This window comes from Pseudomonas sp. ICMP 8385 (genome assembly GCF_002699915.1).
Taxonomy (GTDB): Bacteria; Pseudomonadota; Gammaproteobacteria; order Pseudomonadales; family Pseudomonadaceae; genus Aquipseudomonas; species Aquipseudomonas gessardii.
Genome location: NZ_LKBY01000001.1, coordinates 374,737 through 390,576, shown reverse-complemented (window position 1 = coordinate 390,576; position 15,840 = coordinate 374,737). Strand labels below are relative to the sequence as shown.

14 protein-coding genes are annotated in these 15,840 nt (G+C 60.7%); 13 read left to right on the top strand and 1 reads right to left on the bottom strand.

Annotation, left to right across the window (positions count from 1 at the left end):
• Positions 1 to 257 precede the first annotated feature (257 nt).
• Both argF and AO268_RS01775 read left to right on the top strand, forming a co-directional pair.
• Positions 258 to 1,178: an ornithine carbamoyltransferase gene (argF, locus tag AO268_RS01780; protein WP_032858449.1), complete on the top strand. Its 921-nt coding sequence runs from the start codon at positions 258 to 260 to the stop codon at positions 1,176 to 1,178.
• Positions 1,175 to 2,284 carry an ABC transporter ATP-binding protein gene (locus tag AO268_RS01775; protein ID WP_099167727.1) on the top strand — a complete coding sequence of 370 codons (1,110 nt, stop codon included), beginning with the start codon at positions 1,175 to 1,177 and terminating at the stop codon, positions 2,282 to 2,284. Before argF ends, AO268_RS01775 begins: the two co-directional genes overlap by 4 nt.
• Positions 2,285 to 2,419: 135 nt before the next feature.
• Here the strand turns inward: AO268_RS01775 and ybaK are convergent, their stop codons facing one another.
• Positions 2,420 to 2,890 carry a Cys-tRNA(Pro) deacylase gene (gene ybaK, locus AO268_RS01770; RefSeq protein WP_076965202.1) on the bottom strand — a complete coding sequence of 157 codons (471 nt, stop codon included), beginning with the start codon at positions 2,888 to 2,890 and terminating at the stop codon, positions 2,420 to 2,422.
• A gap of 371 nt (positions 2,891 to 3,261) precedes the next feature.
• Between ybaK and AO268_RS01765 the strand changes: the two genes are divergently transcribed.
• From AO268_RS01765 to AO268_RS01710, 11 genes are all read left to right on the top strand, one after another.
• Positions 3,262 to 4,119 carry an MIP/aquaporin family protein gene (locus AO268_RS01765; protein WP_099167726.1) on the top strand — a complete coding sequence of 286 codons (858 nt, stop codon included), beginning with the start codon at positions 3,262 to 3,264 and terminating at the stop codon, positions 4,117 to 4,119.
• A 75-nt stretch (positions 4,120 to 4,194) separates the two neighbouring features.
• Positions 4,195 to 5,700: a glycerol kinase GlpK gene (glpK, locus tag AO268_RS01760; protein ID WP_076965200.1), complete on the top strand. Its 1,506-nt coding sequence runs from the start codon at positions 4,195 to 4,197 to the stop codon at positions 5,698 to 5,700.
• Between the two features lie 97 nt (positions 5,701 to 5,797).
• A complete protein-coding gene (locus tag AO268_RS01755) occupies positions 5,798 to 6,553 on the top strand; it encodes a DeoR/GlpR family transcriptional regulator (protein ID WP_076965199.1) in 756 nt (251 codons plus the stop codon).
• A 289-nt stretch (positions 6,554 to 6,842) separates the two neighbouring features.
• Complete coding sequence (gene glpD / locus AO268_RS01750; protein ID WP_099167725.1) at positions 6,843 to 8,381, top strand: glycerol-3-phosphate dehydrogenase; 1,539 nt, start codon at positions 6,843 to 6,845, stop codon at positions 8,379 to 8,381.
• 320 nt (positions 8,382 to 8,701) lie between these two features.
• Positions 8,702 to 9,634 carry a glutamate/aspartate ABC transporter substrate-binding protein gene (locus tag AO268_RS01745; RefSeq protein WP_076962430.1) on the top strand — a complete coding sequence of 311 codons (933 nt, stop codon included), beginning with the start codon at positions 8,702 to 8,704 and terminating at the stop codon, positions 9,632 to 9,634.
• Between the two features lie 192 nt (positions 9,635 to 9,826).
• Positions 9,827 to 10,573: an amino acid ABC transporter permease gene (locus tag AO268_RS01740; RefSeq protein ID WP_076962429.1), complete on the top strand. Its 747-nt coding sequence runs from the start codon at positions 9,827 to 9,829 to the stop codon at positions 10,571 to 10,573.
• Positions 10,573 to 11,244, top strand: coding sequence for an amino acid ABC transporter permease (locus AO268_RS01735; protein ID WP_076962428.1), 672 nt, complete (start codon positions 10,573 to 10,575; stop codon positions 11,242 to 11,244). The genes AO268_RS01740 and AO268_RS01735 overlap by 1 nt, the downstream gene beginning before the upstream one ends.
• Positions 11,241 to 11,975: an amino acid ABC transporter ATP-binding protein gene (locus AO268_RS01730; protein ID WP_076962427.1), complete on the top strand. Its 735-nt coding sequence runs from the start codon at positions 11,241 to 11,243 to the stop codon at positions 11,973 to 11,975. The genes AO268_RS01735 and AO268_RS01730 overlap by 4 nt, the downstream gene beginning before the upstream one ends.
• Before the next feature lie 162 nt (positions 11,976 to 12,137).
• Complete coding sequence (locus AO268_RS01720; RefSeq protein WP_076962426.1) at positions 12,138 to 14,039, top strand: sensor histidine kinase; 1,902 nt, start codon at positions 12,138 to 12,140, stop codon at positions 14,037 to 14,039.
• Positions 14,036 to 15,376 carry a sigma-54-dependent transcriptional regulator gene (locus AO268_RS01715; RefSeq protein WP_099167723.1) on the top strand — a complete coding sequence of 447 codons (1,341 nt, stop codon included), beginning with the start codon at positions 14,036 to 14,038 and terminating at the stop codon, positions 15,374 to 15,376. The genes AO268_RS01720 and AO268_RS01715 overlap by 4 nt, the downstream gene beginning before the upstream one ends.
• A gap of 10 nt (positions 15,377 to 15,386) precedes the next feature.
• Positions 15,387 to 15,725: a GlpM family protein gene (locus AO268_RS01710; RefSeq protein WP_099167722.1), complete on the top strand. Its 339-nt coding sequence runs from the start codon at positions 15,387 to 15,389 to the stop codon at positions 15,723 to 15,725.
• Positions 15,726 to 15,840: the final 115 nt, after the last annotated feature.

The following is a 15,840-nucleotide window of genomic DNA, read 5'->3' as shown; positions in this document are numbered from 1 at the left end:
TCACGCATTGCAAAAGGTCGCGACGCCAGTGTACAAATGACCCGCTGCTGTCCGTAAACAGGCCTCAAAAGTGCAATTCCCGCCCCTTTGAACACCCCTAAAAAACCGTAGCCTATTGGTAAGACGCGACATTTAGTGTCAATATCGCGCCTTCCCCTATTTCGTCGCCCCGTGCGGCTTTCGCCGCAGGTCTCGCCCGTTGTCACAATAAACAAGGCTTTGAGTATCTGCGGTCTGTTGCAAAAAGGTAGTTAATGATGAGCGCAAGGCACTTTCTCTCCCTGATGGATTGCACGCCCGAAGAGCTGGTCAGCGTGATCCGTCGAGGCATTGAGCTTAAAGACCTGCGTAATCGCGGCGTACTGTTCGAGCCTTTGAAAAACCGCGTACTCGGGATGATTTTCGAGAAGTCGTCCACCCGTACCCGCCTGTCCTTTGAAGCCGGCATGATCCAGCTTGGCGGTCAGGCCATCTTTCTGTCGCCACGGGACACCCAACTGGGCCGTGGCGAGCCGATCAGCGATTGCGCCATTGTCATGTCGCGCATGCTCGATGCCGTGATGATCCGTACCTTTGCCCACAGCACCCTCACCGAATTTGCCGCCAACTCGCGGGTGCCGGTGATCAACGGGCTGTCCGATGACCTGCATCCGTGCCAGTTGCTCGCCGATATGCAGACGTTCCTCGAACATCGCGGCTCGATCCAGGGCAAGACCGTGGCCTGGATCGGTGATGGCAACAATATGTGCAACAGTTATATAGAAGCGGCGATCCAGTTCGACTTCCACCTGCGCATTGCCTGCCCCGAGGGCTACGAGCCGAGCGCCGAATTCCTGGCCAAGGCCGACGCCCGCGTACAAATCGTGCGCGACCCGAAAGACGCCGTGATCGGCGCGCACCTGGTGAGCACCGACGTCTGGACCTCCATGGGCCAGGAAGACGAGACCGCCAAGCGCCTGGCCCTGTTTGCGCCGTATCAAGTTACCCGTGAGTTGCTCGACCTCGCCGCGCCGGATGTGCTGTTCATGCACTGCCTGCCGGCCCATCGCGGCGAAGAAATCAGCCTCGACCTGTTGGACGACCCACGCTCTGTTGCCTGGGACCAGGCAGAAAACCGCCTGCACGCGCAGAAGGCCCTGCTGGAGTTCCTCGTGCCGCCGGCGTACCACCACGCATGAGCCAGCCACTTCTGCTGAATCTGCGCAATCTGGCATGCGGCTATCAGGACCAACGGGTGGTGCAGAACCTCAACCTGCACCTCAACGCCGGCGATATCGGTTGCCTGCTGGGCTCCTCGGGTTGCGGCAAGACCACCACCCTGCGCGCGATTGCCGGGTTTGAGCCGGTGCACGAAGGTGAGATCAACCTGGCGGGCGAAGTGATCTCCAGCGCCGGCTTTACCCTGGCACCCGAGAAACGTCGCATTGGCATGGTGTTCCAGGACTACGCACTGTTTCCCCATCTCAGCGTGGCCGACAACATCGGCTTCGGCATTCGCAAACACCCGCGCAAAGAGCGCGTGGTCGCCGAACTGCTGGAGTTGGTCAACCTGAAGAACCTGGGCAAGCGCTTCCCCCACGAACTGTCCGGTGGCCAGCAACAGCGCGTGGCCCTGGCCCGTGCATTGGCACCGGAACCGCAATTGCTGCTGCTCGACGAGCCATTCTCCAACCTTGACGGTGAACTGCGGCGCAAGCTCAGCCATGAAGTGCGGGACATCCTCAAGGCCCGTGGCACCAGTGCGATCCTGGTCACCCATGACCAGGAAGAAGCGTTTGCCGTGAGCGATCACGTCGGCGTGTTCAAGGAAGGCCGGCTGGAACAGTGGGATACGCCCTACAACCTCTATCACGAACCGCTGACGCCCTATGTCGCGAGCTTTATTGGCCAGGGTTACTTTATCCGTGGCCAGTTGAGCTCGCCGGAATCGGTCAGTACCGAACTGGGCGAATTGCGCGGTAATCGTGCCTATACCTGGCCAACCGGCTGCGCGGTGGATGTCTTGCTACGCCCGGATGACATCGTGTATGCACCGGACAGCGCCTTGAAAGCACAGATTGTCGGCAAGACCTTCCTGGGCGCCTCGACCTTGTACCGCTTGCAGTTGCCGACCGGCGCCCAGTTGGAGTCGATTTTCCCCAGCCATGCCGATCACCTGGTAGGGGCGCAAGTGGGGATTCGCGTGGCGGCCGAGCACCTGGTGTTGTTCCAGGCCTCGGGGAGCACGGCGGCGCAGATTGCGCAGATAGAGTCCGGTGTGCGGCGCTATAGCACCGCCAGCTGAAGAAGCCGAATCCACCATGTGGGAGCGGCTTGCTCGCGATGGCGGTGTGTCAGTCAACTTTCTATCAACTGACACACCGCCATCGCGAGCAAGCCCGCTCCCACATTTGGACCGCCAACACCGTCCAAATTGAGGTCAAGCCCGGCCAATCGGCGCAAATGCCCCCTGGGTATGTTCGGCCAACACCATCGCCGCCAACTCCACTTCCAACCCTCTCCTGCCCGCGCTGACAAAAATTGTCGCAAAAGACTGCGCGCTCACATCGATGAACGTGCGCAGGCGCTTCTTCTGCCCCAACGGGCTGATCCCTCCCAACAAATAGCCGGTCGCGCGCTGCGCCGCCGCCGGGTCGGCCATTTCGACTTTCTTCACGCCTGCCGCGTGCGCCAGGGCCTTCAAATCCAGGCTTCCGACGACCGGCACCACCGCCACCAATAACTCATTTTTTTCACTGCTGGCGAGCAAGGTCTTGAACACCCGCGCCGGGTCGAGACTCAACTTTTCCGCGGCCTCCAGGCCATAAGAGGCCGCCTTGGGGTCATGTTCGTAACTGTGGATACGATGTTCGGCGCGAACTTTTTTCAACAAGTCCAATGCAGGGGTCATGGGGGCTCCAGGCTTGGGGGAGACGTGGAAAAGCAGACCGCCGATTCTAGGACAAACCCAGGTAAAACGCTCTAGTGCAGGGGGCTGTGCGACGAATCCGCGCAGAGTCTGGCCATGCTTGCCACCCGTTGCGTCGCCGTGTTGCCGCGATCATTCATCACATTAATAGTTTGAAAATGACCAACCGTTCACTTTCGACCTTTGACAGCGGTGTTTCTTGTCTATATTTTTTCGTTTCCGAATACTGCGGAAATCTATCCACAGTGTCCGAGCAGTAAGCCGTGGCCAGGATGGGGGTCCTTGCCACGGTGAAAATCGCGCACCGCCCGTTGTGGCACCGCGCCAGACAAGAAAAAAAACCGAGGTTTTCAATGACAACTGCTCTTCAACAGCCTTCACTTTCAAGCCAATGCATGGCCGAGTTTCTCGGCACCGCGCTGCTGATCTTCTTCGGCACCGGTTGCGTCGCTGCGCTCAAGGTCGCGGGTGCCAGCTTTGGCTTGTGGGAAATCAGCATTATCTGGGGGATCGGCGTGAGCATGGCGATCTACCTGAGCGCCGGCATTTCCGGGGCTCATCTCAACCCCGCAGTGAGTATCGCGCTGTGCCTCTTCGCCGATTTCGACAAGCGCAAACTGCCCTTCTATATCATCGCCCAGGTTGCCGGCGCCTTTTGCTCCGCCGCGCTGGTCTACATGCTCTACAGCAACCTGTTTTTCGATTACGAACAAACTCACCAGATGGTCCGAGGCTCGGCAGCCAGCCTGGAACTGGCCTCGGTGTTTTCCACCTATCCTCACGCCCTGTTGAATACGGCCCAGGCATTCCTGGTAGAAATGGTCATCACCGCCATCCTGATGGGCGTGATCATGGCCCTGACCGATGACAACAACGGCTTGCCCCGTGGCCCGCTGGCCCCACTGCTGATCGGCTTGCTGATCGCGGTGATCGGCAGCGCCATGGGCCCGCTGACCGGGTTTGCGATGAACCCGGCCCGGGATTTCGGGCCCAAGCTGATGACCTTTTTCGCCGGCTGGGGTGAAATGGCCTTCACTGGCGGGCGCGATATTCCTTACTTTTTGATTCCGATCTTTGCACCGATTGTCGGTGCCTGCCTCGGTGCTGCGGCCTATCGTGGGTTGATTGCCCGCCATCTGCCCAGCGCCGCAATGCCTGCTACAACTGTTGCACCCGAAACCGCCGCCAACGGCAACACCCGAACGTCCTGAAACGCTAGCCTGGGCCCCCTGCCCCTTGTGGCCCAGGCTACTGACCCATTCCTTTTTCCGTCCAAGGCAATCGACATGACCGACACACAGAATAAGAACTACATCATTGCCCTTGATCAGGGCACCACCAGTTCGCGGGCGATCATCTTTGATCGTGATGCCAACGTGGTGTGCACCGCCCAGCGCGAATTCGTCCAGCATTACCCACAAGCCGGCTGGGTCGAGCATGACCCGATGGAAATCTTCGCCACCCAGAGCGCCGTGATGGTCGAAGCCCTGGCACAAGCCGGCCTGCACCACGATCAGGTCGCCGCCATCGGCATCACCAACCAGCGTGAAACCACAGTGGTCTGGGACAAGATCACCGGCCGCCCGATCTACAACGCCATTGTCTGGCAGTGCCGGCGCAGTACCGAGATCTGCCAGCAGCTCAAGCGCGACGGCCATGAGCAGTACATCAGCGACACCACCGGCCTGGTCACCGACCCGTACTTCTCCGGCACCAAGCTCAAATGGATCCTCGATAACGTCGAAGGCAGCCGCGAACGTGCGCGCAACGGCGAGTTGCTGTTCGGCACCATCGACAGCTGGCTGATCTGGAAATTCACCGGCGGCAAGACCCACGTCACCGACTACACCAACGCCTCACGCACCATGCTCTTCAACATCCACACCCTGGAGTGGGACGCGAAGATGCTGGAGGTGCTGGACATCCCGCGCGAGATGCTGCCAGAGGTTAAGTCCTCCTCCGAAATTTACGGCCGCACCAAAAGCGGGATTGCCATCGGCGGCATTGCCGGCGACCAGCAAGCGGCGCTGTTCGGCCAGATGTGTGTCGAGCCGGGCCAGGCGAAAAACACCTACGGCACCGGCTGCTTCCTGCTGATGAATACCGGCGACAAGGCGGTCAAATCCCAGCACGGCATGCTGACCACCATCGCTTGCGGCCCCCGTGGCGAAGTGGCCTACGCCCTGGAAGGCGCGGTATTCAACGGCGGCTCCACCGTGCAGTGGCTGCGCGACGAGCTGAAGATCATCAATGACGCCCACGACACCGAATACTTCGCCAACAAGGTCAAGGACAGCAACGGCGTGTACCTGGTGCCGGCCTTCACCGGCCTGGGCGCTCCGTACTGGGACCCCTATGCCCGTGGCGCGCTGTTCGGCCTGACCCGTGGCGTACGGGTCGATCACATTATTCGTGCGGCCCTGGAGTCGATTGCCTACCAGACCCGCGACGTGCTCGACGCCATGCAGCAGGATTCCGGCGAACGCCTCAAATCCCTGCGGGTGGACGGCGGCGCCGTGGCCAACAACTTCCTGATGCAGTTCCAGGCCGACATCCTCGGCACCCAGGTCGAGCGCCCGCAAATGCGCGAGACCACAGCATTGGGCGCGGCCTACCTGGCCGGCCTGGCCTGTGGTTTCTGGGGCAGCCTGGAAGAGTTGCGGGGCAAGGCGGTGATCGAGCGCGAATTTGCACCGCAACTGGACGAGCCCGCCAAAGAAAAACTCTACGCCGGCTGGAAAAAAGCGGTCAGCCGCACCCGCGACTGGGAACCCCACGAAGGCGCTGAATAAGCCAAGCGCTGGACCCACTTAGGGTTGTAACTGGCAGGGAGCAGATTCCTGCGTCATCATGGGCCACTTTTTTGTACGGCAGCCCAAAGGACGCCCCATGAATCTGCCTCCCCGTCAGCAGCAAATCCTCGAACTGGTCCGCGAACGCGGCTACGTCAGTATCGAGGAAATGGCGCAGCTGTTCGTTGTGACCCCGCAAACCATCCGCCGCGATATCAATCAACTGGCCGAAGCCAACCTGCTGCGTCGCTACCACGGCGGCGCCGCCTATGACTCCAGCGTCGAAAACACCGAGTACGCCATGCGTGCCGACCAGATGCGCGATGAAAAACAGCGTATCGGCGAAGCCATTGCCGCCCAGATCCCCGACCATGCCTCGTTGTTCATCAATATCGGCACCACCACCGAATCCATCGCCAGGGCGCTGCTCAACCACAGCCACCTGAAGATCATCACCAATAACCTCAACGTCGCCATGATGCTCAGCGCCAAGGACGACTTCGACGTGCTGCTGACCGGCGGCAATGTGCGCCGCGACGGCGGCGTGGTGGGCCAGGCCAGCGTGGACTTTATCAACCAGTTCAAGGTCGATTTTGCCCTGGTGGGGATCAGCGGCATCGACGAGGACGGCAGCCTGCTGGACTTCGACTATCAGGAAGTGCGGGTTTCCCAGGCGATCATTGCCAATGCGCGCAAGGTGATCCTGGCGGCGGACTCCAGCAAGTTCGGGCGCAATGCCATGATTCGCCTGGGGCCCATCAGCTTGATTGATTGCCTGGTTACCGATCAGCAGCCGGTGCCGGCGCTGGTGCAGTTGTTGAACCAGAACAAGATTCGCCTGGAAGTCGTGTAACCGCCCGCACCTCTAGCGCCTGCACCGGCGCCATCGCGGGCAAGCCCGCTCCCACAGGTTGAACACATTCCAAATGTGGGAGCGGGCTTGCCCGCGATGGCGGCCTAAAGGGCCACAACTCTCTTGAGCCAACACAAGGCTCAATGTTCACAATTCTTCCTTTCCCTACCCTTCGATGAGTTTTTTCAATCGAATTCGACTGGCTGCGTCCGCCTTTATAAGCTACCATTTTCGCAAACGAACATTAATGTTCAAATTCAAATATAAATAAAGATCGCGAGGCCAGCCGATGACCCCTTCTACCTTGCCTGCCCCACCCCTTGCCGAAGTCTATGATGTTGCCGTTATTGGCGGCGGGATCAATGGCGTGGGCATCGCGGCAGATGCGGCCGGGCGCGGCCTGTCGGTGTTCCTTTGCGAAAAGGATGACCTGGCCAGCCACACCTCGTCCGCCAGCAGCAAGCTGATCCATGGCGGCCTGCGTTATCTTGAACATTACGAATTCCGCCTGGTGCGCGAAGCCCTGGCCGAACGCGAAGTGCTGCTGGCCAAGGCCCCGCACATCGTCAAGCAGATGCGCTTTGTGTTGCCCCATCGCCCACACCTGCGCCCGGCCTGGATGATCCGTGCCGGCCTGTTCCTGTATGACCACCTCGGCAAACGCGAAAAGCTCGCAGGCTCCAAAAGCCTGAAGTTCGGCGCCGACAGCCCGCTGAAAAGCGAAATCACCAAGGGCTTTGAATACTCCGATTGCTGGGTCGATGACGCACGCCTGGTGGTGCTCAATGCCATGGCCGCCCGGGAAAAGGGCGCGCATATCCACACCCAGACCCGCTGCGTCAGCGCCCGCCGCAGCAAGGGCCTGTGGCACCTGCACCTGGAGCGCGCCGATGGCAGCCTGTTGTCGATCCGCGCCAAGGCCCTGGTGAATGCGGCCGGCCCGTGGGTCGCCAAGTTCATCAAGGATGACCTCAAGCTCGATTCGCCCTATGGCATCCGCCTGATCCAGGGCAGCCACCTGATCGTGCCGAAGCTGTACGAAGGCGCCCATGCACACATCCTGCAGAATGAAGACGGGCGTATCGTCTTCACCATTCCGTACCTCAATCACCTGACCATCATCGGCACCACCGACCGTGAGTACACCGGCGACCCGGCGAAAGTGGCAATTACCGAGGGTGAAACGGACTACATGCTCAAGGTGGTCAATGCCCACTTCAAGCAGCAACTGAGCCGCGACGATATCGTGCACACCTATTCCGGCGTGCGCCCGCTGTGCAACGACGAGTCGGATAACCCATCGGCCATCACCCGCGACTACACCCTGGCGCTGTCCGGCACCGGCGAAGAAGCGCCGATCCTGTCGGTATTCGGCGGCAAGCTGACCACCTACCGCAAGCTGGCGGAGTCGGCCCTGGCGCAACTGGCCCCCTACTTCCCCCATATCAAGCCAAGCTGGACCGCCACCGCGAGCCTGCCCGGCGGCGAAGACATGAGCACGCCTGAAGCCCTGGCTACGGACATTCGCAACAAGTTCGAGTGGATTCCCAGCGAAATCGCCCGCCGCTGGTCCACCACCTATGGCAGCCGCACCTGGCGCCTGCTCGAGGGCGTGCAAGCGCTGGCCGACCTGGGCGAACACCTGGGTGGCGGCCTGTACACCCGGGAAGTCGACTACCTGTGCGCCGAAGAATGGGCGACCCAGGCCTACGACATCCTGTGGCGTCGCACCAAACTGGGGCTGTTCACCACCCCCGAGGAACAGGAAAACCTGCAGCGCTACCTGATCAAGGTCGAGCAGAACCGCAGCAAGATCGAAGCGGCCTGATGCACCCAGCCCCTGCACCGAAAGGTCCAGGGGCTTTTTTTGGCGCGGGCACTGTACGCAAACTCCTACAGATTCGGTTTTCCGAACGTGATACCACCCCCTATTCGGTTTGCCGGACTTAAACCCCGGATAAACCCCGTCACATAAAGTTAATCACTATATAAATCATATATTTATATCTTTATTCACAGTCTGGCACGACTCATGCTCTACACTTGGGACGTGTTTGCCTGAGATGCTTCAGGAGCCGTCACAGGCATTCGCTGTATCGAAAGAGCCGTCCAGGCTTCATAAAAAAAACAAATGTCGAGGAAGTATTGATGCGTATCGTTCCCCATATTTTGGGCGCAGCTATTGCTGCCGCTCTGATTAGCACTCCCGTCTTCGCCGCCGAACTGACTGGCACACTGAAGAAAATCAAAGAGTCGGGCACCATCACCCTGGGCCACCGCGACGCCTCCATCCCGTTCTCCTACATCGCGGACGGTTCCGGCAAGCCAGTGGGCTACTCCCACGACATTCAACTGGCCATCGTCAAAGCGGTCGAAAAAGACCTCGGCATGAAGGAAGGCGAGCTGAAGGTCAAATACAACCTGGTCACCTCGCAAACCCGTATCCCGCTGGTGCAGAACGGCACCGTGGACGTTGAGTGTGGCTCCACCACCAACAACGTCGAGCGTCAGCAACAAGTCGACTTCTCCGTCGGCATCTTCGAAATCGGTACCCGTCTGCTGTCCAAAAAGAACTCGACCTACAAGGATTTCGCTGACCTCAAGGGCAAGAACGTCGTAACCACCGCCGGCACCACGTCCGAGCGCATCCTCAAGTCCATGAACGCTGACAAGCAAATGGGCATGAACGTTATCTCCGCCAAAGACCACGGTGAGTCCTTCCAGATGCTGGAAAGCGGCCGCGCCGTTGCCTTCATGATGGACGACGCACTGCTGGCCGGTGAAATGGCCAAGGCCAAGCAGCCAACTGACTGGGCCGTGACCGGCACGCCACAATCCTTTGAAATCTACGGCTGCATGGTTCGCAAAGGCGATGCTCCGTTCAAGAAGGCTGTGGATGACGCCATCGTCGCCACCTACAAGTCCGGCGAAATCAACAACATCTACACCAAGTGGTTCAGCTCGCCGATCCCACCAAAAGGCCTGAACCTGATGTTCCCGATGAGCGACGAACTCAAGGCCCTGATCGCCAACCCGACTGACAAAGCGGCTGACGACAAAACGGCTGAAAAAAAGTCCTGATTCCGAACTAACCTTATCTCCTGAGGGAGCCAACCCTCCCTCAGGCGTCTGTTACTACCTGCTGGCATTATTTGGAACACTCGACCTGGCGGTTTCCGAGCCGATCGCGTGTGCCTGACGTTCACCGTCAGGCGGGAATGGATCTTCCCCAAGCGGGTGCTTGTACATCGATCGATTTCGGGGGAGACCCTAATGAATTACAACTGGGACTGGGGCGTATTCTTCAAGTCCACCGGCGTGGGCAGCGAGACCTATCTCGACTGGTTCATCTCCGGTTTGGGCTGGACCATCGCCATCGCCATCGTGGCCTGGATCGTCGCCTTGCTGCTGGGCTCGGTATTGGGCGTGATGCGCACGATGCCTAATCGCCTCGTGGCCGGCATTGCCACCTGCTACGTGGAACTGTTTCGTAACGTGCCCCTGCTGGTTCAGCTGTTTATCTGGTACTTCCTGGTGCCCGACCTGCTGCCGCAAAACCTGCAGGACTGGTACAAACAAGACTTGAACCCGACCACCTCGGCCTACCTGAGCGTTGTCGTGTGCCTGGGCCTGTTCACCGCCGCCCGCGTATGTGAACAAGTGCGTACCGGTATCCAGGCGCTGCCCCGTGGCCAGGAAGCCGCCGCACGCGCCATGGGCTTCAGCCTGTCGCAGATCTACTGGAATGTGCTGCTACCCCAGGCCTATCGGATCATCATTCCGCCGCTTACCTCGGAATTCCTCAACGTCTTCAAGAACTCCTCCGTGGCGTCCCTGATCGGCCTGATGGAACTGCTGGCACAAACCAAGCAAACCGCCGAGTTCTCGGCCAACCTGTTTGAAGCCTTCACCCTGGCCACGCTGATCTACTTCACCCTGAACATGAGCCTGATGCTGCTGATGCGCGTGGTCGAGAAGAAAGTCGCCGTGCCCGGCCTGATTTCCGTGGGGGGCAAATAATGGACTTCGATTTCAGCGGTATCATCCCAGCCATGCCCGGCCTGTGGAACGGCATGGTCATGACCTTGAAGCTGATGGTCATGGGCGTGGTCGGCGGCATCATTCTCGGTACTATCCTGGCCTTGATGCGCCTGTCCTCCAGCAAACTGCTGTCGCGCGTGGCCGGCGCCTATGTGAACTACTTCCGCTCGATCCCACTGCTGTTGGTGATCACCTGGTTCTACCTGGCGGTGCCGTTCGTGTTGCGCTGGATCACAGGTGAAGACACGCCGATTGGTGCGTTCACCTCCTGCGTCGTGGCGTTCATGATGTTCGAGGCGGCGTATTTCTGCGAAATCGTGCGGGCCGGCGTGCAGTCGATCCCCAAAGGCCAGATGGCCGCCGCACAAGCGATGGGCATGACCTACGGCCAGACCATGCGCCTGATCATCCTGCCCCAGGCGTTCCGCAAGATGACCCCGCTGCTGCTACAGCAGAGCATCATCCTGTTCCAGGACACCTCGCTGGTCTACACCGTGGGCCTGGTGGACTTCCTCAACTCCGCCCGTTCCAACGGCGACATTATCGGCCGCTCCAATGAGTTCCTGATCTTCGCCGGTGTCGTCTACTTCATCATCAGCTTTGCCGCCTCGCTGCTGGTCAAGCGTCTGCAAAAAAGGTTTGCCGTATGATCTCTATCAAGAACATCAACAAGTGGTATGGCGACTTCCAGGTGCTGACCGATTGCAGCACCGAGGTCAAGAAAGGCGAAGTGATCGTGGTGTGCGGGCCGTCCGGCTCGGGCAAGTCCACTCTGATCAAGTGCGTCAACGCCCTGGAACCGTTCCAGAAAGGTGACGTGGTAGTGGACGGCACCTCGATTGCCGACCCGAAGACCAACCTGCCGAAACTGCGCTCGCGCGTGGGCATGGTGTTCCAGCACTTTGAACTGTTCCCGCACATGACCATCACCGAAAACCTGACTGTCGCGCAGATCAAGGTGTTGGGCCGCAGCAAGGAAGAAGCCACCAAGAAAGGCCTGCAACTGCTGGAGCGCGTGGGCCTGTCGGCGCACGCCCACAAGCATCCCGGCCAACTTTCCGGTGGTCAGCAGCAGCGCGTGGCAATTGCCCGTGCCCTGGCCATGGACCCAATTGTCATGCTGTTCGACGAACCGACTTCGGCCCTGGACCCGGAGATGGTCAACGAAGTACTGGACGTGATGGTGCAACTGGCCCAGGAAGGCATGACCATGATGTGCGTAACCCACGAAATGGGCTTTGCCCGTAAAGTGGCCGACCGCGTGATCTTCATGGACGCCGGCAAGATCATCGAAGACTGCCCGAAAGAAGAGTTCTTCGGCGACATCAGCGCCCGCTCCGAACGTGCGCAGCACTTCCTCGAGAAAATCCTGCAGCACTAAGCACGACACAGCGTCCACTGTAGAAACCGGGCCCTGTGGGAGCGGGCTTGCCCGCGATTGCGGCATATCAGTCAACCTCTCTGTGGCTGACCTACCGTCATCGCGGGCAAGCCCGCTCCCACACGGTTCCAGGCAAGCGCTGGTTGACCCAAGGCATCTGTGATGAAATGCGACCCCACCCTCTATCGCGCCGCACCGCCATCCCTTGCCGTGAAGCCTCGTCTGATTCGCCAACTGTTCCTGCCGCCCCTGATCATCCTGTTGATGATCGGCCTGGGCTTTATCGGCTTCTGGACCAGCGAGCACTACGGCATCCGCACCCTGGGCGAGAACGGCGAGCGCCAGCTGGAGCTGCATGCGCGCACGGTCGAGAGTGAGATCAGCAAGTACACCTACCTGCCCAGCCTGCTGGAGCTGGAATCCAGCGTCTCCAAATTGCTGGCCGACCCGACCCCGGAACACCGGCAAACGGTTAACGACTACCTCGAAGGCCTGAACCGGCGCAGCCGCAGCCGGGCGATTTATGTGATGGACACCACCGGCCGCGTAATGGCCACCAGCAACTGGCGCGATGTCGACAGTTACCTCGGTGAAGACCTGTCGTTCCGCGCCTATTTCCAGAATGCCGTGCGTGGCCAGCCAGGGCGTTTCTATGGCATCGGCAGCACCAACGGCGAACCCGGCTACTACCTGGCCCATGGCCTGGAAGAACGCGGCAAGATCATCGGCGTGGCGGTGGTCAAGGTGCGCCTCGAAGCGTTGGAAGAACGCTGGCAGCGCGCGCGCCTGGAAGCCTTCGTCAGTGACGAGAACGGCATCATCATCCTCTCCAGCGACCCGGCGCGCCGGCTCAAGGCGGTGCGTCCACTGAGCGACGAGACCAAGGAACGCCTGGCCCGCAGCCTGCAATATTACTGGGCGACCCTTAACGAACTGCAACCCCTGGCCCGCGAGCACCTCAACACAGGCACCGAAAAACTGACCTTCCCGGCCAACAGTGAAGTGGTGGCCGACGACCGGGAAGTCACCTACCTGGCCCAGACCCGGCCCCTGAACGACACACCGTGGAACTTCACCCTGCTCACCCCGCTCAACGACCTGCGCCAGGCCGCGATCAACCAGGGCATCCTCGTCGCGGTGGCCTTTGCCCTGGTGGCGTTCCTGCTGATTGCCTGGAATGAGCGGCGCAAAGTGATCGCCACGCGCCTGGCCGCCCGCGAGGCCTTGCAAGAGGCCAATAACCAGCTGGAGCGGCGGATTGCCGAACGCACGACCGACCTGCGGGCCAGCAACGAACGGCTCAAGGCGCAGATCCGCGAACGGCGCCAGGCCGAAGAAACCCTGCGCCGGGCCCAGGACGAATTGGTCCAGGCCGGCAAGCTGGCGGCCATCGGCCAGATGTCCACCAGCATCGCCCATGAACTGAACCAGCCCCTGGCGGCCCTGCGCACCTTGTCCGGCAACACTGTGCGCTTCCTGGAGCGCGGGGCCCTGGATACCGCCAGCACCAACCTCAAGACCATCAATGAACTGATCGATCGCATGGGCCGCATCACCGCCAGCCTGCGCTCGTTTGCCCGGCGCGGTGACGACCAGGGCGAAGCCAGCCTGGGCAAGGCCGTGGACGCCGCATTCCAGGTGCTGGGCAGCCGCCTCGACAGCCTGCCGTTGACCGTGCACCGCGGCTTCAGCCAGGCCATGCTGCAGATCGACCAGACGCGCCTGGAGCAGATCCTGGTCAACCTGATCGGCAACGCCCTGGATGCGATGCACGCCCAACCCACCCCCCAGCTGTGGCTGGAAAGTGACAGCAGCGAAGGCAAATACCGCCTGCGGGTGCGAGACAACGGGCATGGCATCGACCCGGAGACCCGCAAGCACTTGTTTGAACCCTTTTTTACCACCAAACCCGGCGAACAAGGGTTGGGCCTGGGCCTGACCCTGTCGGCCAGCCTTGCGGCGGCCACCGGCGGCAGCCTGGCCGTCGAACATCCGGCTGCGGGTGGTACAGCCTTTGTCCTGAGCCTGCCCCTGGCAGGCCATCAACCCGGCGAGTCGATATGAACAGCCAATCCAACACCGAGCTGACCGTGCTGATTGTCGAAGACGATCCCCATGTGTTGCTCGGCTGCCAGCAAGCCCTGGCCCTGGAAGATATTCCCAGCGTCGGCGTGGCCAGCGCCGAAGAGGCCCTTAAACGTGTCGGCGAGAACTTTGCCGGCATTGTGATCAGTGATATCCGCCTGCCCGGCATCGACGGCCTGGAGTTGCTGACCCGCCTCAAGGCCCTGGATAAAAGCCTGCCGGTGGTGCTGATCACCGGCCACGGCGATATTTCCATGGCCGTGGGCGCGATGCGCAACGGCGCCTATGACTTCATGGAAAAACCCTTCTCCCCGGAACGCCTGGTGGACGTGGTGCGCCGCGCCCTCGAACAGCGCGGCCTGGCCCGGGAAGTGTGGTCGCTGCGCCGGCAACTGGCCGAGCGTGACTCCCTGGAAGGTCGGATCATCGGGCGCTCGCCGGCGATGCAGAACCTGCGTGAATTGATCGCCAACGTCGCCGACACCTCGGCCAACGTGCTGATCGAAGGCGAGACCGGCACCGGCAAGGAACTGGTCGCCCGTTGCCTGCACGACTTCAGCCGCCGCCACGCCCACCAGTTCGTGGCCCTGAACTGCGGCGGCCTGCCGGAAAACCTGTTTGAAAGCGAGATTTTCGGTCACGAAGCCAACGCCTTTACCGGCGCGGGCAAACGGCGGATCGGCAAGATCGAACATGCCCACGAAGGCACATTGTTCCTCGACGAAGTGGAAAGCATGCCGATGAACCTGCAGATCAAACTGCTACGGGTCTTGCAGGAGCGCACCCTGGAACGCCTGGGCTCGAACCAGAGCGTGGCGGTGGATTGCCGGGTGATTGCCGCCACCAAGTCCGACCTCAACGAATTGAGCCGCGCCAACCAGTTCCGCAGCGACCTGTACTACCGCCTGAACGTGGTGACCCTGGAACTGCCGCCGCTGCGCGAGCGTCGCGAAGATATCCTGCAGCTGTTTGAACACTTCCTGCAGCAGTCCTCCCTGCGCTTCGACCGCATCGCCCCGGAGCTGGACAACCAGACCCTGTCCAGCCTGATGAGCCATGACTGGCCCGGTAACGTGCGTGAACTGCGCAACGTCGCCGAACGTTTTGCCCTGGGCCTGCCGGCCTTCAAGAAAAGCGGCACCAGCCCCGACAACCATGGCCTGGCCTTTACCGAAGCGGTGGAAGCCTTTGAACGCAACCTGCTCAGCGACGCCCTGCAACGCAGTGGCGGCAACCTGACCCAGGCCAGCCTGGAACTGGGGATGGCCAAGACCACCCTGTTCGACAAGGTCAAGAAATACGGCCTGAGCCACTAAGGAGCCATACGTGGATTTAGTCTTCAAGGCCGCCCTCGGTGCGGCGGTGGTCTTGCTCCTGGCCGTACTGGCCAAGACCAGGAACTACTACATCGCCGGCCTGGTGCCGCTGTTTCCGACCTTCGCGCTGATCGCCCACTACATCGTCGGCAAAGGCCGCTCGGTGGACGATCTGAAGACCACCATTGTGTTCGGCATGTGGTCGATCATTCCCTACTTTGTGTACCTGGCGACCTTGTATGTGCTGGTCGACCGCATGCGCCTGGAGGCCTCGCTGGCAGTGGCGGCGCTGGCGTGGTTGATGGCGGCGACGGTGCTGGTCAGCGTGTGGGTGCGGATCCATGCCTGACCCCATGGTCTACCTGCAAACCGAGTTGCCCGCATCGCCGCCTCGCTAAAGCTCGACAGCTCCCACATTTGATCCGCGTGGTTCCCAGGATTCTGCGCACTGTCTGTCGAGCCAA